Here is a 23,159-nt window from a genome sequence, read left to right on the forward strand (position 1 = left end):
TCCCCCGACATCGCGTCAACACCTGTCCATGACGGATAGGGTCGGGCACATGGCCGACCACCCCTCCATCGAGAAGTTCGCCGCAGCCCTGACCGAGAAGGGCGGCCGGGGCGAGATCGTCGTACTCCCCGATTCGGTGCACACCGCGGCACTCGCCGCAGAGGCGCTGGGCTGCGAGGTGGGCGCGATCGCCAACAGCCTGCTCTTCGATTCCGACGGCTCCCCGGTGCTGATCCTGACCAGCGGCGCGCACCGGGTGGACACCGCGAAGATCGAACCGGTCACCGGTCCGCTGAAGCGCGCGAAGCCCGACTTCGTGAAGACCGCAACCGGTCAGGTGATCGGCGGGGTCTCTCCCCTCGGGCACCCCACTCGGCTGCCCACCTACATCGACCCGTGGCTGCGGCGGCACGAGACCGTCTGGGCGGCCGCCGGCCATCCCGCAGCAGTGTTCAGCACGACCTATGACGAACTGGTCGCGATGACCGGTGCGACCGAGCTCGAAGTGGAGTGAGAACCATGGAGATCTGGATCAACCCCGCCTGCTCGAAGTGTCGCACCGCCGTGGGTGCACTGGACGACGCCGGCGCGTCCTACACGCAACGGCGCTATCTCGACACCCCGCCGACCGTCGCCGAGATCGAGGACGTGCTGGGCCGTCTCGACCTCGAGCCGTGGCACATCGCGCGGATGAACGAACCGATCGCCGCGGAGATCGGGCTCAAGACCGTCCCCAAGGACTCCGCGCACCGCGCGGACTGGGTCCGGGCCCTGGCCGAGCACCCCAAGCTGATCCAGCGACCGATCATCACCCTCGACGACGGCACGGCGGTGGTCGCCCGCGACGACGAGACCCTGGCCCGGGTCCTCGGGGCGAGCTGATGGAGTCCCTCGCGCTGGTCTTCTCCAGCGGCTGGGCCAGCGGGATCAACGCCTACCTGGTGGTGCTGGTCCTCGGCGTGGCCGACAAGGCCGGAGGCTTCGAGCAGATCCCTGACGTCCTGGCCCGCTGGGACGTCCTGGCCGTCGCCGCCTTCCTCTACTGCATGGAGTTCGTCGCCGACAAGATCCCCTACATCGACTCGACGTGGGATGCGATCTCCACCGCGATCCGACCCACCGCCGGCGCCGTGATCGGCGTGCTCCTGGCCGGGGACGCCGACTCCCTCAACGCCGCCGTCGGTGGCGTCGTGGGCGGCACCTCGGCCCTCACCTCGCACGCGGTCAAGGCTGGTGGACGATTGGCGATCAACTCCTCCCCCGAGCCGATCACCAACATCACCGCCAGCGTGCTCGAGGACGTCGCGGTCCTGGGCGTGGTCTGGTTCGCCATCGAGCACCCGATCGCGGCTGCCGGCATCGCCGCAGTCCTCCTGGTCGTGGGAGTGATCGTGCTCGTCTCGGTTGCCCGCCTGGTCAGGAAGTCCTGGCGACGCTGGAAGGGACGAGACCCCGGCACCGTCCGTCCCGCCTGACCCTCTGCCGAACGGACCGCTGCCGGGCAGCCACTAGGGTTCAGCGCATGGCGCGCACAGTGGTGATCGGCGGAGGCTTCGGGGGCATGGCCACCGCGGCACGCCTGGCAAAGCTCGGGCAAGAGGTCACCCTCGTCGAGCACCGCGACCGTCTCGGTGGCGCGATGGGCACCATCGAGGAAGAGGGCTTCACCTGGGACGCCGGTCCGTCGATGACGCTGCTGCCCGGCGTCGTGCGCGACCTGTTCCGCAAGTCCGGCCGGCCACTCGAGCGCGAGATCGACCTGATCCCGCAGGAGATCCTGCGCGAGCACCACTTCGAGGACGGCTCGGTGCTCAAGCTCCCCGGCGGTTCACGGGCCGCCCAGATCGATGCATTCGACGGGCTCGGGGCCGGCCTCGGCCAGAAGTGGATCGATCACGTCGACTCCTTCACCGAGGACTGGGAGGTGATCCGGCGCGAATATCTCGAGCGTCCCTGGCTGCCGGATCTTGCCGGCAAGGACGTGACCTCCCGGATCTTCACCCGTGAACACCTGGCCAAACGACTGAAGAAGGCCTTCAAGGACGAGCGACTGCGCCTGGTTGCCGGGCACCCGTTCGTCTTCGCCGGCCACGACACCCGCGATGTCCCGGCCTGGCTCGGCATGCGCGCCTATGTCGAGCAACGCTTCGGGGGCTGGAAGATCGAAGGTGGCTTCGGCCAACTCGCCGATGTCCTCGCCCAGCGCCTCACCACCCGCGGCGTGACGGTGCTGACCGGCGTCGACGTGACCGACATCGTCCTCCGCGACGGCAGGGCAGTCGCCGTCGCGACCAGCACCGGCGAGCTGGACGCCGACGTCGTGGTCTGTGCCATCGATCCCCGCCGGATCCCCGCCCTGGCACAACACGTGCGCCGCACCATGCCGGCGCTCCCCCCGGTCGTGTGCCACGTGGGGCTGACCGGGGACGACATCCCTGACATGCCCGAGGAGACGGTCTTCCACGGTGACCCGCTCGTGGTCGTACGCCGTTCCGGCACCGCGCCCGAGGGCGGCCAGGCCTGGACCATCTTCGGTCGCGGGCTGCTGGCCGAGGACATCGTGCTGGCCCTGGCCCGCAAGGGCACCAACATCCGCCCGAACGTCGAGGTCAGGGTCGACCGCTCCGCCCGGACGCAGGTCGAGGAGTTCGGCGCCTCACCGATGGGCGTGCTCTGGCAGGGCCGGACCACGTTGAACCACCGGATCTCCACCACGACACCGATCCCGGGGGTCTATGCGGCAGGCGCCCACGCCGCACCGGGAGGCGGCATACCGTTCGTGGGCCTGTCCGCCGCCCTGGTCGCGCAGCAGGTCGCGCTCGACCACCCCGTCTGAGGGAAACTCAGGCCGTGATGCTCAGGGCCTCGAAGATCTCCCGGGTCGCCTTGGACCGGTTCAACGTGTAGAAGTGCAGGCCCGGCGCACCGCCGGCAAGCATCTCCTCGCACATCTGGGTCGCGATCCGGATGCCCTCGGCGCGCAGGCCGGCCGGGTCCTCCTCGAACGGACGGAGCCGGTCGACGACCTCGGCAGGCATCTCGCGGCGGGAGAGCTCGACCATCCGGCGCATCGAGTTGATGTTCAGGATCGGCATCACGCCGGGGATGATCGGGAAGTCCACACCGGCAGCCTTCGCACGCTCCACGAGGGCGAAGTAGTCCGAGGACCGCAGCACCATCTCGGTCACCGCGAACTCGGCACCGGCGTCCTGCTTGGCCTTCAGCACCGCGACGTCGTCGTCGAGGGTCGCTGCGTCCACGTGTCCCTCGGGGAAGGCGGCCACGCCGACGGAGACGTCCGCAACCTCCTTGATCACCCTGACCAGGTCGGAGGCGTAGTCCACCCCGCCGTGGGTGCTGACCCACTCCGTCCCGGGGCCACCGGGCGGGTCACCCCGGAGGGCGAGGACGTTGTGCACTCCACTGTCCGCCAGCGAGGTGAGCACCTGCTGGATCTCCTCGACCGTGTGCCCCACGCAGGTCAGGTGTGCCATCGGGACCATCGAGGTCTCGCGGGCGATGCGACCGGTGATCGACACCGTCGTGTCGCGCGTGGTCCCGCCGGCGCCGTAGGTCACCGACACGAACGTCGGCCGGTAGGGCTCCAGGTCACGAATCGCCTGCCACAGCTGCTCCTCGCCGGCCTCGTCCTTGGGCGGGAAGAACTCGAAGGAGAAGGAGCGCTTCCCCTCCCGGATCAACGCTCCGATGCTGCGCCGCGATTCGATGTTCATGCCGGAAGCATAGGGAGCAGCCACCGACCGGCCCACCGCTGTCCATCCAACAGACCACTGTGGCTATGGTCGGGCCCGTGACTGATGCAGACGCGTTCCGGGCCGGGCTCCAGGTTGCGATCGACGAGTTCCTCGACGAGCAGGCCACAAGGCTCGCCCCGCTCGGTCCCGACGCAGCGCGACTGTTGACTGCCGCACGCGAGGCGGTCACCGGCGGCAAGCGGTTCCGCGCCGCCTTCTGCCACTGGGGCTTCAAGGCCGTCTCGGATCTCCCGGCTGACCAGGAGAAGGCCTTGCTGAGGGCATGCGCGAGCCTGGAGTTCCTGCACGCCAGCGCCCTGGTCCACGACGACTTCATGGATGCCTCCGACACCCGTCGAGGCCGGCCGGCGACCCACCGCGCCTTCGAGGGCGAGCACCGCGACGCCGGTTGGTCCGGTGATCCGGAGCAGTACGGCGCCGCCGCGGCGATCCTGCTCGGCGACCTGCTGCTCACCTGGGCGGACGAGCTGCTGCGTCGTTGCGGGTTCCCCCTCGAGCGGGTCGAGGCAGCGCTCGCCATGTTCGACATCTGCCGCTCGGAGGTCGTGGCCGGGCAGTTCCTGGACGTCTCGGTCCAGGCCCGAGGCAAGGCCGACGTCGACACCGCGATGACGGTGCTGCGCTACAAGTCGGCCAAGTATTCGATCGAGCGCCCGCTGCACATCGGCGCGGCGCTCGGCGGCGCGTCCCCTGCCGAGATCGAGGCCCTGACCGCCTTCGGCCTGCCGCTCGGCGAGGCATTCCAGCTGCGCGACGACCAGCTGGGCGTCTTCGGCGACCCGGCTGTGACCGGCAAGCCTGCGGGCGACGACCTGGTCGAGGGCAAGCGGACCGTCCTGGTCGCCCACGCCCTGGAGGCACTCGCGCCGCACGAAGGCGCCGTCCTGGACCGCTCCCTGGGCTCGGACCTCCCCCAGGACGAGGTCGCCGAGCTCCGTGCCCTGATCCGTGGCAGTGGCGCCGAGCAGCAGGTCGAGAGTCTCATCGACCAGCTCGCGGACCGCTCACGAGCCGCACTCGAGGAGGCATCGTTCCGGGACGAGGCCGTCCGCGCCCTGCGCGAGCTCTCCGCGGCCGTCACCCAGCGCGCGCACTGATCCCCTCGTCAGGGCGGGATCGTCAGGGCCGGATCGTGAGCGCCTGGGCCGAGGTGCCCACCGGACCGTCGAGATCGTGAATCACGCTGCTGGTCAGGCCGTGGCCGGCCGGCCCGAATGACACCGTGGTGTCGAACCCGACCCAGTCGCCGCGTGGCTGCCGGAACAGGTGAGCGGTCAGGTCGACGTTGGGGAAGGCGACCTCGCGGGGTGGGACCCGCACCGTCATCCCGTTGGAGATGTCGAGCAACCCGACGAACCGGGCCAGGTCGCTGACCGTCTCGTCCCCCGCCTCGTCCAGCAGGGGCATGTCGGTGCGCACCCAGAACTGGGCACGACCCGGGGCCGTGTGGGCGCGACGTACCTGTGCCGACTCGATGAAGCCACCCGGCCAGACGGTGGTCGGGTCCCACGACTCCATCGTGTCCGGTGGCGGGAGCCGCGGCAGATCGCTGCCGGCCAGGGTGCCGGTGTCGAGCGACTGCACCAGCCAGGCCCGCAGCGTCACGACGGCCCGGCCGCCGGCGCTGAGGACGGCCTCGACGAGCTCGATCGTGCGCCCGGGACGCAGCACGCTCACCGACACCTCGAACTCCCCGACCGCGATCGTGCCGAGGATGTCGTAGGAGAGCCGGGCGAGCGGCAGGGCATCGTCACGGCGCTGGTCACGATCCAGCTCGACCGCGTGCACGAGGAGACCCAGGGCCGGAGCGATGTGCTGCTCGGCCTCGTTCCAGGCACCGCTCGTGTGGCGGGTGGCCAGGAAGCGGGCGCCGTCGAGGCGTTCGAAATAGCTCACTGGGGTCCTTCCCTGCCTGGCCGGGTCACTCGAGCGTGGGCAGCTGCGCCAGTTCGGGCCCCGCGCCACGCAAGACTACGTCGAAGCGCGGCCCCACTCGGTCCTGGGTGCGCTCCTGGAGCACGTCGAGGAGGATGGCGAAGCTCCGCTCGTCGTCGGCTGCCAAGGTGCCCCACCCGTCCCACAGCAGCACGGTGTCCTCAGCCAGGTCGCGCAGGCAGTCGGCCAGGGCGTCGAAGTTGCGCCCGAAGTGGTCCGGGAAGCCGAGCGCGGCCCCGATCGCGTCCAGCACCTCGGCCTTGGTCGTGGCGAGCCAGCCGTCGACGTGCCCGAACGCTCGGCCGGTACGACGTACGGTCTCGGCGACGTCCTCGGCCTCGAGCCCCGAACGCCACCGGTGCACGCCCGGAGCGACATCGCCGGCCAGGACTGCAGTGAGGCTGCTCATCGTTGGATGCTCTCGAACGACTCGTAGTGGTTCTCGGTCCAGAAGAACTCGCCGGCCCGGCCGGTCACGATCCGTCGCGCGCCACGGTGCTCGACGCCGGGCGTCTCGACGGTGTACTCGTGATAGGTGCCGCGGGGTCGGTCCGGGAGGATCCCCTCGCGATTGCCGAAGACGATGCCGTCGCGCTCATAGGGGTAAGGGCCTCCGTCATCGATCAGCTCCAAGGTCTCGCGGGCCTCCTCCGGCAGGTCGTCCTCGTCGATCTGAGGAAGTCCGGAGTCGGGGTCGGTGGAGGCGCTGCTCGATGCACCCGCGTCCTGTCCCTCGGCGAACCAGTCGGAGCCCTGGCCGGACAGGAACCAGAGCCCAGCCAGGAGGAGGGCGACGACCAGGGCCGCAGCCGCGCGTGGACCGGTCGCGGAGCGCCTCACAGCGCTTCGGCCTGGGCCCGTCGCTTCACCTCGGAGCCACGGTTCTCACGCAGCGCGTCGATCGGGCGACCGGGCAGGCCCATGTCGGTGTAGATCCATTCGATGCACTCGCGGTCACTCCAGCCACCGTCGTGGAACATCGTGAGCAGCCCGGGGAGACCCTTGGCGATCAGGCCGTCGTGGACGAAGAGGGCCGGCACCTTCTGACCGGCACCGGGTGAGGGCACGGCCGCGGCGAGCTCGTGCTCGCGGATCATCGTCCGGACCTTGTTCACGCTCACGCCCAGAGCTGACGCCGTCTCGGACCAGTCCAGCCATTCGCCCACCAGGGCACCCAGGTCGGACTCGGGCGTGGGGGCACTGGAGGAAGCAACATCGTTCATGGCGCCAACTCTTCCACATCTTGGCGCTGAACCGGCCCGTCGCACCTCCTGCCACACCCGCCCCTTGAGCATCACCGGTCACTGCGGTTACCGTCGACGGGTTGCCCGTCTGCGCCATCGGGGTCCTCGGAACCCCGGGCACCGGGTGAGAGATGAAGGGAACCCGCAATGTCTTCCCCCATTCACCGTCCCGCACGACACGCTCGACCACCCCTCCTCGGTCGCCTGGCGCGACTGGTCGCCGCCACCTCGGCCGGTGCGCTGATGTTCACCCTGTCGCCCACCCTGACCAGCCAGGCATCGGCTGAGGAGAAGCTGCCTCCGGGTCGCGACCTCGTTCCCTACACGGTCAAGGCCGGCGACACCGCCACCGGGCTCGCGGTGAGGTATCACGCCTGGACCCGGGAGCTGATCTCCTACAACGACCTCGACGGCAACGGCCGCCTGCGGGTGGGCCAGAGGATCCAGATCCCCGTGGTCACCGCAGCTGCGCGCAAGTCGCGGACCTCCGGATCCTCCGCCACGAGCAACACGCGACAGGCGAAGCCGGCCGCACCGCGCACCCGCTCGACGTCGACCGCGTGGCAGACCCGACCCAGCAAGGCAGCGGTGCGCAACGTCATCATCCGCACCGCCCGCGGACACGGGGTCGACCCGCAGCTGGCCCTCGCCGTCTCCTGGCAGGAAGCAGGCTGGCAGATGCATCACGTCTCCTCGGCCAATGCGATCGGGGCGATGCAGGTCCTTCCCGGGACCGGAGACTGGATGGAGGGTTACGCGGGCCGCACGCTGGACCTGCGCAACGTCTATGACAACGTCGCCGCCGGGGTTCTCCTGCTCAAGGTGCTCGGCCAGCAGACATCGAGCACGACCCACCAGGTCGCGGCCTACTACCAGGGCCTCGGTGCGGTCCGCCGCCACGGGATCTACCGCGATTCGGTGCGCTACGTGCGCAACGTGAAGGCCCTCCAGGACCGCTTGGAATCCGGCTGGGATCCCTCCTGAGTCCTGCCTGAGTCCTCTGCTCGGCCCCCTGTTGGGCACCGGCAGCGCCACCACGCCACGCCGACAGGCGCGCAGGACGGGTCCGCTCGTGGGTAGTCCGTAGGATTGCCCACGGCGGATCCTTCCCCATCCAGCCGCGCGCACGGAGGTCGAACAGTGGAGCCACGCACACAACGGGATCCCAGCGACCCGTTGATCGGGCGACTGCTGGATCGGCGCTATCGCATCGAGTCGCGCATCGCCAGCGGCGGAATGGCCTCGGTCTACGAGGCCCACGACGAGCGTCTCGACCGCGTCATCGCGCTCAAGATCATGCACCCGGGGATGGGCGACGACGGCGACTTCGCGGCGCGGTTCGTGCGCGAGGCCCGCCACGCGGCACGGCTGTCCCACCCCAACGTGGTCGGCGTCTTCGACCAGGGCGAGGAGCACGGCACCGTCTACCTCGCGATGGAGTACGTCCCCGGGCACACCCTGCGCGACGTGATCCGCAAGGAAGCGCCGATGGACCCCCGCAAGGCCCTCGCGCTGCTCGAACCGGTCCTGGCCGCCCTGCGTGCGGCCCACCAGGCACACCTGATCCACCGCGACATCAAGCCCGAGAACGTCCTGATCGCCCCCGACGGACGCGTCAAGGTCGCCGACTTCGGGCTGGCCAAGGCGATCAGCGCCGACACCCAGCACACCGCCACCGGTGGTGTACTGATCGGCACGGTCTCCTACCTGGCGCCCGAGCTGGTCATCGACGGTCGCGCAGATGCTCGCGCCGACGTGTACGCCGCCGGGGTCGTGCTCTACGAGCTCCTCACCGGCCGCAAGCCCCACGAGGGCGAGTCCCCCATCCAGGTCGCCTACAAGCACGTGCACGAGGACATCCCGGCTCCCTCGCTCACCGTCCCCGGCATCCCCGCCTATGTCGACGCGCTCGTCGCCCGCGCGACCGCGCGCGATCGCGGCCTGCGACCGGCCGACGCGGGCGTCCTGCTGCACCAGGCCCACCGGGTCCGCCAGGCACTCGACGAGGGCATCCTCGACGATCCCGACCTGGTGGCCGACCTCTCCCCCACCTCAGGCGTCGTACGGGAGATCGAGGACGCACCCACCCACGAGCACGCCGACGGCTCCGGGCAGGTCGCAGCCGCGGCAGTGGCCGGGGCGGGTCCGCGAGAGAACACCGCCAAGGACCCACTCGAGCAGGCGGGCACCGGAGCCTCCGAGCACACCAGCATGATCGAGGCCGGCGCGTTGCGCCCGCCCGGTGACAACGCCGGCCCACGCCAGTCGGGCCACCAGCCGGCCCCGGAGAAGTCACCGCAACGACGCCGACGTGGCGCGCTCTATCTCGTCATCGCCGCGCTCCTCGCCCTGGCACTCGGCCTGGGCGCCTGGTGGTTCGGGTTCGCCCGCTACACCTCCGCACCGGGGGTGCTCTCGCTGACGGCGGCCCAGGCCGAGAAGAAGATCGAGGGCGCGGGCCTCGACTATGCCGAGGGCGATCCCGCCTATTCGGAGACGGTCGAGAAGGGCATGGTCCTCTCCTCCGACCCGGCCGCGGGCGATCGCGTGCTCGACGGCGGGACGGTCACCGTCACCCTCTCACTGGGGCCGGAACGGTACGCCGTACCCAAGGTCGCAGGCAGCACCGAGGACGAGGCCCAGAAGGCGATCCAGGACGCCAACCTCGACTTCGGCAGGTCGATCGAGAAGTTCTCCGAGAAGGTCCCCGCCGGTGAGGTCATCCGCAGCGACCCCAAGGCCGGCACCAGCCTCAAGCCCGGCACCACGGTCGACATCGAGCTGAGCAAGGGACCCAAGCCGATCAAGGTCGTCGACTGGACCGGCAAGTCCGCCGACGACGCCGAGAAGGCCTTGTCGGACCTCGACCTCAAGGTCGAGCGCACCGAGTCGTTCAGCGACTCCGTGGACGAGGGCAAGGTGATCAGCCAGGACCCGTCCAGCGGCGAGCTGTTCAAGGGCGACACCGTCAACCTCGAGGTCTCCAAGGGCCCCGAGCTGGTCGACGTACCCCGCGTCCGGGGCATGGGCGAGAAGGCGGCGATCAAGCGGCTCAAGGCGGCCGGCTTCGAGGTCGAGGTCAAGCAGCACCAGAACTACGTCGGACTGCACTTCGTGCTGACCCAGTCACCGGGCAGCGGCAAGGCCGCCAAGGGCAGCACCGTCACGATCACCATCGTCTGACGACTACGCTGCGGCACATGTCTGCAGCCTCGCTCCGCAATCCCATCGGCACCCACGTCACCGTCGGCAAGGGTCTGGCCGCGGGCGCGCTGGTCGACATGCACGAGCTGGGCTGCGAGACGCTGCAGGTCTTCGTCGGCAACCCTCGCGGTTGGGCGGCCTCGGCCGGCAACCCGGTCCAGGACCGCAGGTTCCGCGAGGAGTGCGAGGCCGGCGGCATCCGCTCCTTCATCCACGCGCCTTACCTGGTGAACCTGGGCTCCCCCACCCCGGCGACCTATGAGAAGTCGGTTGCCACGGTGGCGCACAACCTCAAGCGGGCCGCGGAGATCGGTGCGGAGGGCGTGGTCGTGCACACCGGTTCGTTCGTCGACCCCAGTGGCTCGAAGGAGAAGTACGCCGCCGCCATGCGCCAGGTGCGCGAGGGCCTGTTGCCGCTCCTCGACGCGATCGAGGACGAGGCCGCACCGTGGCTGCTGCTCGAGCCCACTGCCGGTCAGGGACGCTCGCTGTGCGCAGGGGTGGAGGACCTCGCGCCCTACCTCGAGGCCCTCGACATGCACCCCAAGGCGGGCATCTGCCTGGACACCTGCCACGTCTTCGCGGCCGGAGCGCCCCTGGACGAGGAGGGCGGCACCGCCGCCACCGTCGACCAGATCGTCGAGATCGGCGGTGAGGGCCGGTTGCGCCTGATCCATGCCAACGACTCGATGGACGTGCGCGGCGCGTTCAAGGACCGTCACCAGAACATCGGGGCCGGGCACATCGGCGAGGCGTCGTTCCGCGACCTGTTCGCCCACCCGGCCACCGACGGGGTGCCGTTCATCCTCGAGACACCCGGGTCACGCGAGGCCGGCAACCCCGACGTGGACCTGCTGAAGAAGTTGCGCGAGCAGGCTCGTGGGGACTGACCCCAGCGCCACCAGCCCGGCCTCGGCTGATCGGGCAGCCGATGACGGCCGGACCACCCAGCTGCTGGCCTCGCTGGCACTCCTGGCCATGGCCGCAGCCTGGGGATCGACCTTCTTCCTGATCAAGGACCTCTCGGACCGGATCAGCGCCCTGGACTTCCTGGCGATCAGGTTCCCGATCGCGACGGTTGCCCTGCTGCTCCTCTTCCCGCGCGCACTCGCCCGGCTCTCGGCTGCCTCACGGCGACAGGCCGTGGTCCTGGGTTGTCTCTATGCAGGAGCCCAGGTGTTGCAGACCGTCGGGCTGGCGCACACCGCAGCCTCGGTCTCCGGCTTCGTCACCGGCCTGTATGTGATCTTCACGCCGCTGTTGGCCGCGCTCCTGCTGCGCACCCGGATCACGGCCGTCACCTGGGGTGCGGTGGGGTTGGCGATGGCGGGCATCACGGTGCTGACGCTGCACCCGGGTGGGCTGGCCTTCGGCTATGGCGAGAGCCTGACCCTGCTCAGCGCGGTGGTCTATGCCCTGCACATCGTCGGTCTCGGCGCCTGGTCCGACCCGGACCAGGCGATGGGGATGGCGATCCTGCAGCTCGCGGTGATCTCGGTGGTCTGCTTCGTCGGCGCGGTCCCCAACGGGATCGAGGTGCCCGACAACGGCGCGGACTGGCTCAGCATCCTCTACATGGCGATCGTCGCCGGGGCCCTGGCCATGGCCGGACAGACCTGGGCGCAGGCGCACCTGCCGCCGACGCGGAGCGCGATCATCATGAGTATGGAGCCGGTCTTCGCTGCCTTCTTCGCAGTCCTTGCCGGCGGGGAGGACCTCACCGTCCGGCTTGCCTGTGGTGGTCTGATGGTCTTCACCGCGATGGTCGTGGCCGAGCTGGTTCCCCGCCGGCGGATCGAGGCCGAGGTCACCCACATCGCCGTCTGAGCCGCCAGTTGCACCACTGAGGCGGGTGTTCGCATCCTGAATAACCTCTCGGACCACGGGCCCTCGCCACTAGTCTCGATCCATGGTCGTCGTCATGTCCCCCGAAGCCACCGAGGAGGACATCGCGCGCGTCGTCTCCCGGGTCGAGGGCGTCGGCGGGGAGGCCTTCGTCTCGCGTGGGATGAGCCGCACGATCATCGGCCTGGTCGGGGACATCGAGTCCTTCCACCACCTCAACCTGCGCACCCTGGGCGGGGTCGCCGACGTGCACCGCATCTCGGACCCGTTCAAGCTGGTCAGCCGACAGCACCATGCCCAACGCTCGACCGTGTGGGTCGGGCAGCCCGGTCGCCAGGTTCCCGTCGGCCCCGACTCGTTCACCCTGATCGCGGGTCCCTGCGCAGTCGAGTCCCCTGAGCAGACCGTCGAGGCAGCGCGGATGGCGCAGTCCGCCGGTGCCACGATCCTGCGCGGCGGTGCGTTCAAGCCGCGCACGTCCCCCTATGCCTTCCAGGGTCTGGGCGAGCGCGGCCTGGAGATCCTGGCCAGCGTGCGCGAGGCGACCGGGATGCCGTTCGTCACCGAGGTGGTCGACTCCCGTGACGTCGAGCTGGTTGCCAGTCATGCGGACATGCTCCAGATCGGCACCCGGCACATGGCCAACTTCGGGTTGCTCCAGGCGGTCGGCGAGGCCGGCAAGCCGGTGTTGTTGAAGCGCGGGATGAGCGCGACGATCGAGGAATGGCTGATGGCCGCCGAATACATCGCCCAACGGGGACTGCTCGACATCGTCCTGTGCGAGAGCGGCATCCGCACCTTCGAGCCCTCGACGCGCAACACCCTCGATCTCTCCTCGGTGCCGGTCGTGCAGGCGACCACCCACCTGCCGATCATCGTGGACCCGTCCCACTCCGCCGGGCGCAAGGACCTCGTCGTACCGCTGGCCAGTGGCGCCATCGGCGTCGGTGCCGACGGCATCGTCGTCGACGTGCACCCCAAGCCCGAGCTGGCGCTGTGTGACGGCCCGCAGGCTCTCGACGGCACCGAGCTGCGTGACCTGGCCAAGGCGGTACGCCGCCTCCCCCCGGTGCTCGGGCGGGTCAGCGCAGCCACCGTGACCCGGCAAGGCTGAAGAACCTCGCATTTCGCCCTTCTCTGACGCGTCGCCTAGGCTTTCGGCGCGATGAATGAGGGAGGATCGATGAGTTTCTGCAAGAGCTGCGGCGCCGTTCTCGGCGTCGGCCGTTTCTGCACCAACTGTGGAGCCCCCGTCGTGCAGGCTTCCGAGACCGGCACGTTCCACGCCGAGAGCGAGGCGGAGAAGACCAACATCCGCCTCCCCGCGGTCCAGCCCGACGCGGCGACCGGCACCCGTTTCCCCCTCTTCGCCGACGAGTCACCACGCACCGGCTCCGCAGGGCCGACGGCCCAGCATCCGGTCGCGCACGACAGTGTTGCCGCGGGCGCCGTCTTCGAGACCACGCTGCCGGCACAGTCGCCGTACGCCCCCACCGCCTCCTTCGACGCTGCGAGCCACCACGACGGCCCGCCCACCGTTGCGGGAGCCGGTGCCGCGCCGACCGAGCACCCGTTCGTCCCGCCGGTCGCCGGGTCACAGGCAGCCTTCGGTGCCGCCAGCTGGCAGCCGGCACCGCACCCGGCCCACACCGCCGGGGCGCCCCAGGGTGGCTCGCACCGCGAGGACCTGGGCAGCACGAGCAAGAAGGGTGGCCGCAAGGCCCTCTGGGCGATCCCGCTGGTGCTCGCCATGGTCGCAATGCTGGCCCTCGGCATCTGGCTCGGCAACCGGGGTGGCGACGACCCCGATGTGCGCGGCACCGCCGAGTCGGGCTCGCCCTCTGCGTCCCCGTCACCCTCGACGTCACAGTCACCGTCACCGACCGCTCCGACGGAGAGCGGCGGGCCGCCGGCCGACCTGACCGAGCAGGTCACCGCGACCGGGCCGCAGCCGATCAAGCCCGGCGTGGACCTCGCCGGCAAGCCCGTGACCTATCCCGTGGAGAACGTCCTCGACGGAAACCCCGAGACGGCCTACCGGATGCCGGGCGCTGCCCAGGGCAAGTCGATCACCCTCGCCCTGCCCAGCGACGCCTCCGTGCTCGAGGTCGGCGTGATCAACGGCTATGCCAAGACGGACCGGGCCGGTGGCCGCACCGTCGACTGGTATTCCAAGAACCGCCGCATCCTCGAGGTCGAGTGGATCTTCGACGACGGGACCACGATCTCCCAGAAGCTCAGCGAGACCAAGGAGATGCAGGTCCTGGCGATCAGCGACGTCACCTCCAGCACGGTGATCATGAAGATCGTCAAGGTCAGCGGGAAGCCCACCGGGGAGCTCGCCAAGGACGTCACCGCGATCAGCGAGGTCCAGGTCCGGGGACGGACTGCCGGTTGACGGTTTGATCCCACGGCGAATCGGGTAGAGACCGGGGCCGGGCGTTCTCCTCGCGCGCACGCACGTGCGTGACGACTAAGGTGACGCCCACAGACAGTCTCACTCGAACGACGATCGGAGTCACACCATGAGCCAGTGCCCCCAATGCGGTGCGCACGTTGGCGTGGACCGGCCCTTCTGCGGCAATTGCGGAGCTTCTCTTGCAGCGCCGCAAGCACCGGCCTCGGGCAATGAGGACGTCACGCAGATCCGTCCGTCAGGCAGCAGCACCGGCCCGCAGTCGGGCGGTCAGCCCAGTGGTCAGCCCGGTGGTCAGCCCGGTGGTCAGCCCGGTGGTCAACACAGCGGTCAACACAGTGCCGAGCAGCCCGCCCAGCAGTGGTCTGCGCAGCCCCCGGCTCCCCAGCAGCCGCAGTACGGCGCACCCCAGGGCGGTCAGCCCGGATATGGCGCGCCGCAGGGCCAGCCGCAGCAGCCGGCGTACGGCGCACCCCAGGGCGGTCAGCCCGGGTACGGCGCCCCGCAGGGCCAGCCGCAGTACGGCGCACCCCAGGGTCAGCAGTTCGCCGGCCAGCAGGGCCAGCCGCAGCACGGCGCCCCGCAGGGACAGCAGTTCGGTGGTCAGCAGTTCGCCGGACAGCACTCCCAGCCGCAGTACGGCCAGCAGGGCAAGCCGTCGTTCGACTTCTCCAAGCTCCTGGTGGGCAACTGGGCGGGCGCCGCGATGGTCGCCGGCGCCGCACTCGGTGTCGCGCTGATCGGTGGCGCACTGTTCGCCTTCACCACGATGGAGAACTTCGACTTCGTGCAGGCACTGGGAATGACCCTGATGCTGGCGGTGTCGACCTTCGGTTCGAACATCATCGGCGACATGGGTGAAGGTGACATCGAGGCGACCCAGCACATCGGGCAGTACCCGCTCCTGGTCACCGTGCTCGCGCTCGGCGTGGCCGTGTGGCTGTTCCGACGCACCACGGCGAACTACCGCCACTATCTCGACGCGATCCTCGACGCGGTGCGCGCGGCCCTGATCCTGATGCTCGGCGTGCTCGTGCTGGCCATCGTGGTGCGCATCTGGAGCCCGGATGCCACCGGTTATGCCAGCGGCGACGGTGACACGAACGGCGCGGACGGCCTGGGCCTCGTGGATGCCGAGAAGGCGTTCAACTCGATTGCCGGAGCCATCTTCATCACCTTCTTCCTCACCCTGACCGTGCTGGCCATTGCCGTCTTCGTGCGCCGCGACTGGCTGCCCGCCAAGGCACAGCAGGTCAACGACTGGTTGAGGATGCCGATGCTCGGCATCGCTGCCGTGGCAGCCACCTCCGCAGTGGCTGGGTTGATCTATCTGCTCGCGATCATCATCGGCGAGGAAGATGCACGATCCTTCGACCAGATCATGCGCCTTCTCGCCGTCCTGCCGGCGCTGGGCCTGCGGCTGGTGTCGCTCGGCGTGTTCTCCAACTTCGGCATCGTCTACAAGTCCGACGGTGACAAGGAAGAGGATCTGGACCGGCTCCCCGACTTCGCCGACGACAACGGTGTCCTGTTCTGGATCGCACCCCTCATCGCCCTGGCCGTCATGGTGGCCGGCGTCTACGCGATCGTGTGGAAGTCGCTCGACAAGTCCAAGATCCTGCGTCACACGCTGGTCTACCTGGGCCTGCTCATCATCGCGATCCCGTTCATGGTGCGCTTCTCCAACGCGCACATCGGTGGGAAGCAGGAGTTCGACGGCGACACCAACAAATATTCTGCCTGGTTCGGGATGGATGCCTTCCAGACGACTGCGTTCTTCTTCCTGTTCTCCATCGTGGTCGCTGCGGCGGTGCTCTTCTTCACCGGCAACCTGGACATCAACTCGCTCAAGGGCAAGGCCCAGGCCATGTCCAACCAGTTCCAGAGCCAGCCCGGTCAGCAGCAGTGGGGCAACCAGCCCCAGGGCGGCCAGTGGGGCAACCAGCCCCCGCAGTACGGCGGTCAGCCCGGTGGTCAGCCCGGTCAGCAGCAGTGGGGCAACCAGCCCCCGCAGCAGGGCGGCCAGCAGCAGTGGGGCAACCAGCCTCCCCAGCAGGGCGGCCAGCAGCAGTGGGGCAACCAGCCTCCCCAGCAGGGCGGCCAGCAGCCCGGTCAGCAGGGATGGCAGCAGCAGCCCCCGAGCGGTGGGCAGCCGCCGTACGGCCAGCAGCCTCCGCAGGGCGGCCAGCCCGGCGGTTGGAACCCCGGCCAGTAGCTCGACACACGCAACGACAGCCGTCGCCCCACGAGGGGGCGGCGGCTGTCGCCGTCCGTGCGTGGCTCAGTCCAGCAGTCGCGCCAGTACGTCGGCTGCCCGACGAACCGCGGCGGCATCCACGTCGAGGTGGGTCACTGCCCGGACCGTGGTGGGCCCGACTGCGGAGACCCAGACACCCTCCTCGCGCGCGGCGGCCACGATCGCGACTGCGTCAGGGACGTCGGCGACGACGATGTTGGTCGCGGATGTTGCGCCGATCGCATCCGCGAGGAGGGCTGCGTTGGCATGGTCCTGCGACAGACGTTCGATGTGGTGATCGAGCGCGTGCAGGCCGGCGGCGGCCAGGATTCCCACCTGCCGCATGCCACCACCCATCCGCTTGCGCCAGATCCGGCTCTCGTCGATCGCGTCCTGCGAGCCGACCACCAGCGAACCGATCGGTGCGCCGAGCCCCTTCGAGAGGCAGACCGCCATCACGTCGCTGGTCCGGCCGTAGTCGGCCAAGGAGGTGCCGGTCGCGACGTGCGCGTTCCAGATCCTGGCTCCGTCAATGTGCACCGCGGCCCCTGCCGAGACGGTGAAGTCCTTCAGCGCCCGCAGGTCCTCGATCGGAATCACCGATCCACCGGCGAAGTTGTGGGTGTTCTCCACGGCAATGGCGGCCGTGGGGACGAAGAACGGCCCCATGTCCGGCGCGAAGAGAGCCTTGATCGCCGGCAGGTCGATCGAGCCGTCGGGCGTGGTCCAGGTGCGCATGGTGAGGCCGGTGTAGGCGGCATGCGCACCGAGCTCGGCGCGGGCGATGTGGGCCCGCGACTCGCACAGCACCTCCTGCCCGACGCCGACGACGGTGCGCACGGCGAGCACGTTGGCCATCGAGCCGGTGGGAGTGAACAGCGCCGCCTGGTGGCCGAACAGATCAGCGACCCGTTCCTCCAGGAGCCGGACCGTCGGGTCCTCGCCATAGACGTCGTCACCGACGTCGGCGGCCTCCATCGCGCTGCGCATCGCAGCGGTGGGCTTGGTCAGGGTGTCACTGCGCAGGTCGACGATCTCGCTCACCCGGCCATCCTGCCGCACCGGACGGATGCCCCCGCCGCTCCCCCTCGAGCCTCCCCCACGTGCCGCGCTGGCCAGAGGGACGGAAGCCCTCAGGCCTTGCGCAACATCTTCGCGACGAGGAAGGCGAGCTCCAGCGACTGCACCCGGTTCAGGCGCGGGTCGCAGACCGACTCGTAGCGGTTGCCCAGGTCGATCTCGGCAAGCTCCTCGCCACCGCCCACACATTCGGTGACGTCATCACCGGTGAGCTCGACGTGCACGCCGCCGGGCCAGGTGCCGACCGCTCGGTGCACGTCGAAGAAGCCCTGGACCTCCTCGATCACGTCGTCGAAGGCGCGGGTCTTGTAGCCCGACGATGCCGTGAACGTGTTGCCGTGCATCGGGTCGCAGACCCAGGCCACGTTGACTCCTGCAGCCGTCACCTTTTCGACCAGGTCCGGCAGGCCCTCGCGGATCTTGCCGGCACCGAAGCGGGTGATGAAGGTGAGCCGACCCTCCTCATTCGTGGGGTTCAACTTGGCCGCCAGGGCCAGCGCGTCGTCCGCGGTCGTGGTCGGGCCGAGCTTCACACCGATCGGGTTCTGGATGCGACTGAGCAGGTCGACGTGCGCGCCGTCGATCTGGCGGGTGCGCTCACCGATCCAGACGAAGTGCGCAGAGACGTCGTACGGCTTCTCGGTCCGCGAGTCGATGCGTGTCATCGCGTGCTCGTATTCCAGCACCAGCGCCTCGTGGCTGGAGTGGAAGTCGACGCGGTGGAACTCGTCCGGGTCGGCGCCGATCGCCTTCATGAAGGTGAGCGCACGCTCGATCTCGTTCGCCATCTGCTCGTAGCGCTGGGCGTGCGGCGACTCGCGCACGAAGTCGTTGTTCCAGGTGTGCACCTGGCGCAGGTCGGCGTAGCCGCCGTTGACGAAGGCGCGGATCAGGTTCAGCGTGGCGGCCGAGGCGTTGTAGACATCGACCAGTCGCTGCGGGTCGGGCGTGCGCGCCTCGAGGGTGAAGTCGAAGCCGTTGACCGCGTCGCCACGATAGGCCGGCAGGGTCACTCCGTCGCGGGTCTCGGTGTCGCTCGAGCGGGGCTTGGCATATTGACCCGCGAGCCGGCCGAGCTTCACCACCGGCACCGAGCCGGAGTAGGTGAGCACGACGGCCATCTGCAGCAGCACGCGCAGCTTGTTGCGGACGTTGTCCGCCGTCACCCCGGCCAGTGTCTCGGCGCAGTCGCCGCCCTGGAGCAGGAAGGCCTCACCGCGGGAGACCGCGGCAAGCTTCAGCTTCAGATCGTCGCACTCGCCGGCGAAGACGAGTGGCGGGGACGTGCGCAGTCGCGCGACCGCACGGTCCACCGCCGCGGGGTCGGGGTACGTCGGCTGCTGTGCAGCGCCCTGCGCGTGGAGTGCTGCGAGATCGGGAATCACGCCTCCAGACTACGACCTACCGCAGCCACCGCCCCAACAGCGCTCTCCCGGCGGACCGGGCCAGCTCACACGTCGCGCGAGACCTCGTCGGTCGGGGCCTTGTCCAGCTTGTTGGCGACGAGGGTGACCACCCACAACACCAGGCCGACGAGCAGCAGACCGCCGGCGACCTGGTACTGGACGGCGTCGCGCTCCGCACCCGGGACGACGACCAGGAAGACGCACAGCAGCCCGGCCAACAGGGGCGTGACCCCTGGCGAGCGGAAGGCATGGCGTCCCGGTGCCGGCGGGTCGTTGCGCAGGATCATGCACGCCACGTTGACGACGGCGAAGACGCACAGCAGCAACAGCGCAGTGGTGCCGGAGAGGTTCTTGACGACGTTGCTGTCGGGATCGCTGCTGACATACCAGAGCAGGACCAGGGCCAGGAAGGTCGAGAAGAGGATGCCGACCCACGGCGTACGTGCCCCGGGCAGGACCTTGCCGAGGGGACTCGGCAGCACCCGCTGGCGGGCCATCCCGTAGAGCAGTCGGCTGGCCATCAGCATGTTGATCAGCGCGGTGTTCGCCACCGCGAAGCAGGCCAGGAACGGGAAGACCCGGTCAATCGGGAAGTCCGGCGCCCCGCGGCTGACTACGTCGAGCAGCGCCCGGCCCTCGGCATCGCCGATGGCCTTCAGCTCACCCGGCGGAATGACCATCACCACCGAGACGGCGACCAGCATGTAGATCACCACCGCGATCCCGAGTCCGGTCAGCATCGTGCGCGGGAAGATTTTCTCCGGGTTCTGGGTCTCCTCCACCATGTTCACGGAGTCCTCGAAGCCCACCATGGCGAAGAAGGCGACGGAGGTCGCCACCGTCACCGCCATGAACATGCCCTTGTCCTGGTAGTCGTGGAAGGCGACCAGCTCGCCCACCCCGGTGCTGCCCTTGGACATCGCATAGAAGCCGACGCCGATCACGATGGCCAGCGCGGCCATCTCGATGACGGTGAGCACGACGTTGAACTTCACGCTCTCGCCCACGCCGCGCAGGTTGATCGCGGCCAGCAGCACCATGAAGCCGAGCGCGACCAGGGTGATCACCCCGTCGGGAACGGTGGTGACCGCGGCGCCGTCGACCTTCTCGTCCCAGATGCCGTTGACCGCCATCCCGCCGAAGAAGTTCTGCGACAGGGTCACGGCCGAGGTCGAGGCACTGGTAATGCCCGAGCAGATCACGGCGAACGCGACGATGAAGGTCACGAGGTGGATGCCGAAGGCCTTGTGCGTGTAGAGCGCGGCCCCCGCTGCCTGCGGATATTTGGTGACCAACTCGAGGTAGGACAACGCGGTCAGCGAGGCCACCGCGAAGGCCAGCAGGAAGGGCAACCAGACGATGCCGCCCACACCCGCGGCCATCGTGCCGGTGACGGCGTAGATGCCGGCACCGAGGATGTCACCGACGATGAAGAGCAGGAGCAGCTTTGGCCCCAGAACCCGGTTGAGCTGGGCGCCGTCGGGGCCGGAGGCATCGTCGATGACTTCTGTGTCGCTGGTGCTCACTGTTCCTCCCAAGACGTCGGTCGATTCATCATGCACCGATCGGGGGTCGTCCGCACCCCCCGGCACACCGACGGAGTGTCGGTGCCGGAGTCCGACCTGGCCACCGCGTGGCCCTGGACATGGCCGGGAACATGGTCCGGCAGATGGCCCGAGACGTGACTCAGGGACAGGGCGCGTGGTCACGGCTAACCTGCGGGCATGACCTTCTCCATCGTGGCCCGATCCGACGACGGCGAGTCCTGGGGCGTGGCCGTGGCCTCCAAGTTCCTCGCAGTCGGCAATGCCGTGCCCGCCGCCGTGGCCGGCATCGGTGCGATCGCGACCCAGGCCAATGCGAACGTCGCCTACAAGGGGCTTGCCCTGGCGCACCTCGACGAGGGGGCCACCGCGCCCGTCACGTTGCAGCACCTGCTCGAGGAGGACCCGGACCGCGACCATCGCCAGGTGGGCATCGTGGACATGGACGGGGTCGCTGCCTCGCACACCGGCAGTGCCTGCTTCGACTGGGCCGGTGGCGCGACCGGCGAGGGCTATGCCATCCAGGGCAACATCCTCACCGGTCCCGAGGTCGTCGAGGAGATGGAGCGGGCCTGGTGCGGCTCGACCAGCCTGCCCTTCGCCGAACGCCTGCTCGCCGCACTCACGGCGGGTGATGAGGCGGGAGGCGACAAGCGCGGACGCCAGTCCGCCGCACTGTTGGTCGTGCGCGACGGAGCGGGGTACGGCGGACACGACGACGTCGCCGTCGACCTGAGGGTGGACGACCACACCGGACCCATCGTCGAGCTGGCCAGGCTCCTCGAGCTGAACGACCTCTTCCTGACCGCGACCACCGAGGAGGACAAGGTGGTGATCACCCCCGAGCTCGACACCGAGATCACCGCGCTGGTCCGGGCACTGGGTCATGACGACCTGCTCGAGTGGGCGGGCACCGAGAACTTCGAGATGCGGGTCGCGCCCACCGGATCGTGGATCGACCAGCGGGTGCTGGCGATCCTGCGGGGCACCGGGTCGGAGCCGCAGGCATGAGCATCCTCGCCATCGACGCAGGCACCACGGGAGTCACCGCGATCGTGGTCAGCGCAGAGGGCGCCATCGTCGCGAGGGGTTATCAGGAGTTCGCCCAGCACTTTCCCCGTCCGGGCTGGGTCGAGCACGCGCCCGAGGAGATCTGGCAGGCGACGATCGAGGCGACCCGCGAGGCGCTGGCGTCGTACGACGGAGAGCTCACGGCGATCGGGATCACCAACCAGCGCGAGACGATCATGCTCTGGGACCGCGAGACGCTGGGCTCCCCGCGACGCGCGATCGTGTGGCAGGACCGCCGCTCCGCAGACATCTGCAACCGACTGCGCGAGGACGGCCACGAGGCACGGGTCACCGAGCTCACCGGGCTGCGCCTGGACCCCTACTTCTCCGCGACGAAGTTGATGTGGCTGGCCGAGCACGAGCCGAACACCTGGGCGCTGGTCGAGTCTGGTCGCTATGCGATCGGCACCGTGGAGTCCTACCTGGTCTCGCGGATGACCCGCGGCACGTGGCACGTCACAGACGTCTCCAACGCGTCCCGCACGCTGCTCTTCGACCTCACCACCGGCGACTGGTCGGACGAGATGTGCGCCCTGTTCGGGGTGCCGCGCGACGCGCTGCCCGAGATCGTGTCGAACTGGGGCGAGGTCGGGGTCAGTGACCCGAGGGTCTTCTGCGGACTCTCGCTGCCGATCGCGGGCCTCGCCGGCGACCAGCAGTCCGCACTGTTCGGGCAGACCTGTTTTGAGCCGGGCGAGGTGAAGTGCACCTACGGCACCGGGTCATTCATCCTCACCAACACCGGCAGCACTCTCGAACGCAGCGACGCAGGCCTGCTCTCCACTGCTGCGTGGCGCTCCCCCGACGGCCGGCTCACCTATGCACTCGAGGGATCGATCTTCGTCACCGGCGCCGCGGTCCAGTGGCTGCGCGACGGACTGCAGATCATCGGCTCGGCCCCCGAGACCGAGGCGATCGCCGCCACCGTCGACTCGACCGAGGGCGTGGTGTTCGTGCCTGCGCTGACCGGTCTGGGGGCGCCGCACTGGGATCCCGAGGCCCGCGGCCTGCTCCTCGGCCTCACCCGTGGGACCACGCGCGCACACATCGTGCGGGCGACGCTAGAGGCGATCGCCTTCGAGGTCCGCGACGTCCTGGAGACGATGCCGTCGCTCTCCGCGCTCAAGGTCGACGGCGGCGCGTCGGCGAACAACCTGCTCTGCCAGATGCAGGCCGACCAGCTGGGCATCGGCGTCGAACGGCCGAGGATCGTGGACACCACGGCCCTGGGCGCGGCCTTCCTCGCCGGCCTGGGCAGTGGCGTCTGGGACTCCACCGACGACCTGCGCGACACCTGGCAGCTGGACCGTCGATTCGAGCCGAGGGCATCGCGCGAACAGGCAGACGCCGGCCACGCGAGGTGGCTCAAGGCAGTCGAGCGGTCGAAGGCCTGGGCCTGAGC

General features: G+C 69.4%; 23 protein-coding genes. 14 read left to right on the plus strand and 9 right to left on the minus strand.

The features are described from left to right. Positions 1 to 49: 49 nt before the first annotated feature. The 4 genes from BJ980_RS04565 to BJ980_RS04580 are packed head-to-tail and all read left to right on the plus strand — an operon-like array spanning position 50 to position 2,836. A complete protein-coding gene (locus tag BJ980_RS04565) occupies positions 50 to 514 on the plus strand; it encodes a YbaK/EbsC family protein (protein ID WP_179501199.1) in 465 nt (154 codons plus the stop codon). A gap of 5 nt (positions 515 to 519) precedes the next feature. Then, complete coding sequence (locus BJ980_RS04570) at positions 520 to 882, plus strand: ArsC/Spx/MgsR family protein (RefSeq protein ID WP_179501200.1); 363 nt, start codon at positions 520 to 522, stop codon at positions 880 to 882. After that, complete coding sequence (locus BJ980_RS04575; RefSeq protein ID WP_179501201.1) at positions 882 to 1,475, plus strand: DUF4126 domain-containing protein; 594 nt, start codon at positions 882 to 884, stop codon at positions 1,473 to 1,475. Before BJ980_RS04570 ends, BJ980_RS04575 begins: the two co-directional genes overlap by 1 nt. A gap of 47 nt (positions 1,476 to 1,522) precedes the next feature. Then, positions 1,523 to 2,836, plus strand: a complete 1,314-nt coding sequence (locus BJ980_RS04580) for a phytoene desaturase family protein (RefSeq protein ID WP_179501202.1) — start codon at positions 1,523 to 1,525, stop codon at positions 2,834 to 2,836. 7 nt (positions 2,837 to 2,843) lie between these two features. Here the strand turns inward: BJ980_RS04580 and metF are convergent, their stop codons facing one another. After that, complete coding sequence (gene metF, locus BJ980_RS04585; protein ID WP_179501203.1) at positions 2,844 to 3,734, minus strand: methylenetetrahydrofolate reductase [NAD(P)H]; 891 nt, start codon at positions 3,732 to 3,734, stop codon at positions 2,844 to 2,846. Positions 3,735 to 3,811: 77 nt separating this feature from the next. Between metF and BJ980_RS04590 the strand changes: the two genes are divergently transcribed. Further along, entirely contained in the window at positions 3,812 to 4,873 is a 1,062-nt protein-coding gene (locus BJ980_RS04590) for a polyprenyl synthetase family protein (RefSeq protein ID WP_343047686.1), read from the plus strand. A 22-nt stretch (positions 4,874 to 4,895) separates the two neighbouring features. Here BJ980_RS04590 and BJ980_RS04595 read toward each other — a convergent pair whose 3' ends face one another. Genes BJ980_RS04595 through BJ980_RS04610 form a run of 4 tightly spaced genes read right to left on the minus strand, consistent with a single transcriptional unit; the run spans position 4,896 to position 6,934 of the window. After that, positions 4,896 to 5,672 carry an acyl-CoA thioesterase domain-containing protein gene (locus BJ980_RS04595; protein ID WP_179501205.1) on the minus strand — a complete coding sequence of 259 codons (777 nt, stop codon included), beginning with the start codon at positions 5,670 to 5,672 and terminating at the stop codon, positions 4,896 to 4,898. Between the two features lie 25 nt (positions 5,673 to 5,697). Next, a complete protein-coding gene (locus BJ980_RS04600) occupies positions 5,698 to 6,120 on the minus strand; it encodes a barstar family protein (RefSeq protein WP_179501206.1) in 423 nt (140 codons plus the stop codon). Beyond that, positions 6,117 to 6,494, minus strand: a complete 378-nt coding sequence (locus BJ980_RS04605; protein WP_425490353.1) for a guanyl-specific ribonuclease — start codon at positions 6,492 to 6,494, stop codon at positions 6,117 to 6,119. Before BJ980_RS04605 ends, BJ980_RS04600 begins: the two co-directional genes overlap by 4 nt. 53 nt (positions 6,495 to 6,547) lie before the next feature. Next, positions 6,548 to 6,934: an Rv2175c family DNA-binding protein gene (locus BJ980_RS04610; protein ID WP_179501208.1), complete on the minus strand. Its 387-nt coding sequence runs from the start codon at positions 6,932 to 6,934 to the stop codon at positions 6,548 to 6,550. Between the two features lie 168 nt (positions 6,935 to 7,102). On the opposite strand from BJ980_RS04610, the gene BJ980_RS04615 reads away from it, so the two are divergent. From BJ980_RS04615 to BJ980_RS04640, 6 genes are all read left to right on the plus strand, one after another. Further along, entirely contained in the window at positions 7,103 to 7,939 is an 837-nt protein-coding gene (locus tag BJ980_RS04615; protein ID WP_179501209.1) for a transglycosylase SLT domain-containing protein, read from the plus strand. 156 nt (positions 7,940 to 8,095) lie between these two features. Next, entirely contained in the window at positions 8,096 to 10,138 is a 2,043-nt protein-coding gene (gene pknB, locus BJ980_RS04620; RefSeq protein WP_343047687.1) for a Stk1 family PASTA domain-containing Ser/Thr kinase, read from the plus strand. A 17-nt stretch (positions 10,139 to 10,155) separates the two neighbouring features. Further along, positions 10,156 to 11,049: a deoxyribonuclease IV gene (locus tag BJ980_RS04625; RefSeq protein WP_179501210.1), complete on the plus strand. Its 894-nt coding sequence runs from the start codon at positions 10,156 to 10,158 to the stop codon at positions 11,047 to 11,049. Beyond that, entirely contained in the window at positions 11,039 to 11,986 is a 948-nt protein-coding gene (locus BJ980_RS04630) for a DMT family transporter (RefSeq protein ID WP_343047688.1), read from the plus strand. Before BJ980_RS04625 ends, BJ980_RS04630 begins: the two co-directional genes overlap by 11 nt. Positions 11,987 to 12,068: 82 nt before the next feature. After that, complete coding sequence (gene aroF, locus BJ980_RS04635) at positions 12,069 to 13,118, plus strand: 3-deoxy-7-phosphoheptulonate synthase (RefSeq protein WP_179501211.1); 1,050 nt, start codon at positions 12,069 to 12,071, stop codon at positions 13,116 to 13,118. A gap of 69 nt (positions 13,119 to 13,187) precedes the next feature. Then, complete coding sequence (locus BJ980_RS04640) at positions 13,188 to 14,402, plus strand: NADase-type glycan-binding domain-containing protein (protein ID WP_179501212.1); 1,215 nt, start codon at positions 13,188 to 13,190, stop codon at positions 14,400 to 14,402. 256 nt (positions 14,403 to 14,658) lie between these two features. Here BJ980_RS04640 and BJ980_RS18680 read toward each other — a convergent pair whose 3' ends face one another. After that, a complete protein-coding gene (locus BJ980_RS18680; RefSeq protein ID WP_218855408.1) occupies positions 14,659 to 15,045 on the minus strand; it encodes a hypothetical protein in 387 nt (128 codons plus the stop codon). A gap of 57 nt (positions 15,046 to 15,102) precedes the next feature. Between BJ980_RS18680 and BJ980_RS04645 the strand changes: the two genes are divergently transcribed. Beyond that, positions 15,103 to 16,635, plus strand: coding sequence for a hypothetical protein (locus tag BJ980_RS04645; RefSeq protein WP_218855409.1), 1,533 nt, complete (start codon positions 15,103 to 15,105; stop codon positions 16,633 to 16,635). Between the two features lie 66 nt (positions 16,636 to 16,701). On the opposite strand, the gene BJ980_RS04650 is transcribed toward BJ980_RS04645, so the two are convergent. From BJ980_RS04650 to BJ980_RS04660, 3 genes are all read right to left on the minus strand, one after another. Then, the gene (locus tag BJ980_RS04650) at positions 16,702 to 17,700 is read right to left on the minus strand and encodes a threonine aldolase family protein (RefSeq protein WP_343047689.1); all 999 of its coding nucleotides are present in this window, start codon (positions 17,698 to 17,700) and stop codon (positions 16,702 to 16,704) included. An 89-nt stretch (positions 17,701 to 17,789) separates the two neighbouring features. After that, positions 17,790 to 19,121 (minus strand): class II 3-deoxy-7-phosphoheptulonate synthase, encoded by a 1,332-nt coding sequence (locus BJ980_RS04655; RefSeq protein WP_179501214.1) that lies wholly within the window; start codon positions 19,119 to 19,121, stop codon positions 17,790 to 17,792. A gap of 65 nt (positions 19,122 to 19,186) precedes the next feature. Then, positions 19,187 to 20,668 carry an amino acid permease gene (locus BJ980_RS04660; RefSeq protein WP_179501215.1) on the minus strand — a complete coding sequence of 494 codons (1,482 nt, stop codon included), beginning with the start codon at positions 20,666 to 20,668 and terminating at the stop codon, positions 19,187 to 19,189. A gap of 198 nt (positions 20,669 to 20,866) precedes the next feature. On the opposite strand from BJ980_RS04660, the gene BJ980_RS04665 reads away from it, so the two are divergent. Beyond that, complete coding sequence (locus tag BJ980_RS04665) at positions 20,867 to 21,697, plus strand: DUF1028 domain-containing protein (RefSeq protein WP_179501216.1); 831 nt, start codon at positions 20,867 to 20,869, stop codon at positions 21,695 to 21,697. Beyond that, positions 21,694 to 23,157, plus strand: coding sequence for a glycerol kinase GlpK (gene glpK, locus BJ980_RS04670; protein ID WP_179501217.1), 1,464 nt, complete (start codon positions 21,694 to 21,696; stop codon positions 23,155 to 23,157). The genes BJ980_RS04665 and glpK overlap by 4 nt, the downstream gene beginning before the upstream one ends. Positions 23,158 to 23,159 lie beyond the last annotated feature (2 nt).

The organism is Nocardioides daedukensis, assembly GCF_013408415.1.
Lineage (GTDB): Bacteria > Actinomycetota > Actinomycetes > Propionibacteriales > Nocardioidaceae > Nocardioides > Nocardioides daedukensis.

What these genes read in the sequence shown, in the direction of transcription:
- BJ980_RS04575 (WP_179501201.1), top strand. Translation starts at nt 882, where the DNA reads ATGGAGTCCCTCGCGCTGGTCTTCTCCAGCGGCTGGGCCAGCGGGATC.
- BJ980_RS04615 (WP_179501209.1), top strand. Translation starts at nt 7,103, where the DNA reads ATGTCTTCCCCCATTCACCGTCCCGCACGACACGCTCGACCACCCCTC.
- BJ980_RS04600 (WP_179501206.1), bottom strand. Translation starts at nt 6,120, where the DNA reads ATGAGCAGCCTCACTGCAGTCCTGGCCGGCGATGTCGCTCCGGGCGTG.
- glpK (WP_179501217.1), top strand. Translation starts at nt 21,694, where the DNA reads ATGAGCATCCTCGCCATCGACGCAGGCACCACGGGAGTCACCGCGATC.
- BJ980_RS04610 (WP_179501208.1), bottom strand. Translation starts at nt 6,934, where the DNA reads ATGAACGATGTTGCTTCCTCCAGTGCCCCCACGCCCGAGTCCGACCTG.
- BJ980_RS04640 (WP_179501212.1), top strand. Translation starts at nt 13,188, where the DNA reads ATGAGTTTCTGCAAGAGCTGCGGCGCCGTTCTCGGCGTCGGCCGTTTC.
- BJ980_RS04625 (WP_179501210.1), top strand. Translation starts at nt 10,156, where the DNA reads ATGTCTGCAGCCTCGCTCCGCAATCCCATCGGCACCCACGTCACCGTC.
- BJ980_RS04580 (WP_179501202.1), top strand. Translation starts at nt 1,523, where the DNA reads ATGGCGCGCACAGTGGTGATCGGCGGAGGCTTCGGGGGCATGGCCACC.
- BJ980_RS04665 (WP_179501216.1), top strand. Translation starts at nt 20,867, where the DNA reads ATGACCTTCTCCATCGTGGCCCGATCCGACGACGGCGAGTCCTGGGGC.
- BJ980_RS04565 (WP_179501199.1), top strand. Translation starts at nt 50, where the DNA reads ATGGCCGACCACCCCTCCATCGAGAAGTTCGCCGCAGCCCTGACCGAG.
- metF (WP_179501203.1), bottom strand. Translation starts at nt 3,734, where the DNA reads ATGAACATCGAATCGCGGCGCAGCATCGGAGCGTTGATCCGGGAGGGG.
- BJ980_RS04570 (WP_179501200.1), top strand. Translation starts at nt 520, where the DNA reads ATGGAGATCTGGATCAACCCCGCCTGCTCGAAGTGTCGCACCGCCGTG.
- aroF (WP_179501211.1), top strand. Translation starts at nt 12,069, where the DNA reads ATGGTCGTCGTCATGTCCCCCGAAGCCACCGAGGAGGACATCGCGCGC.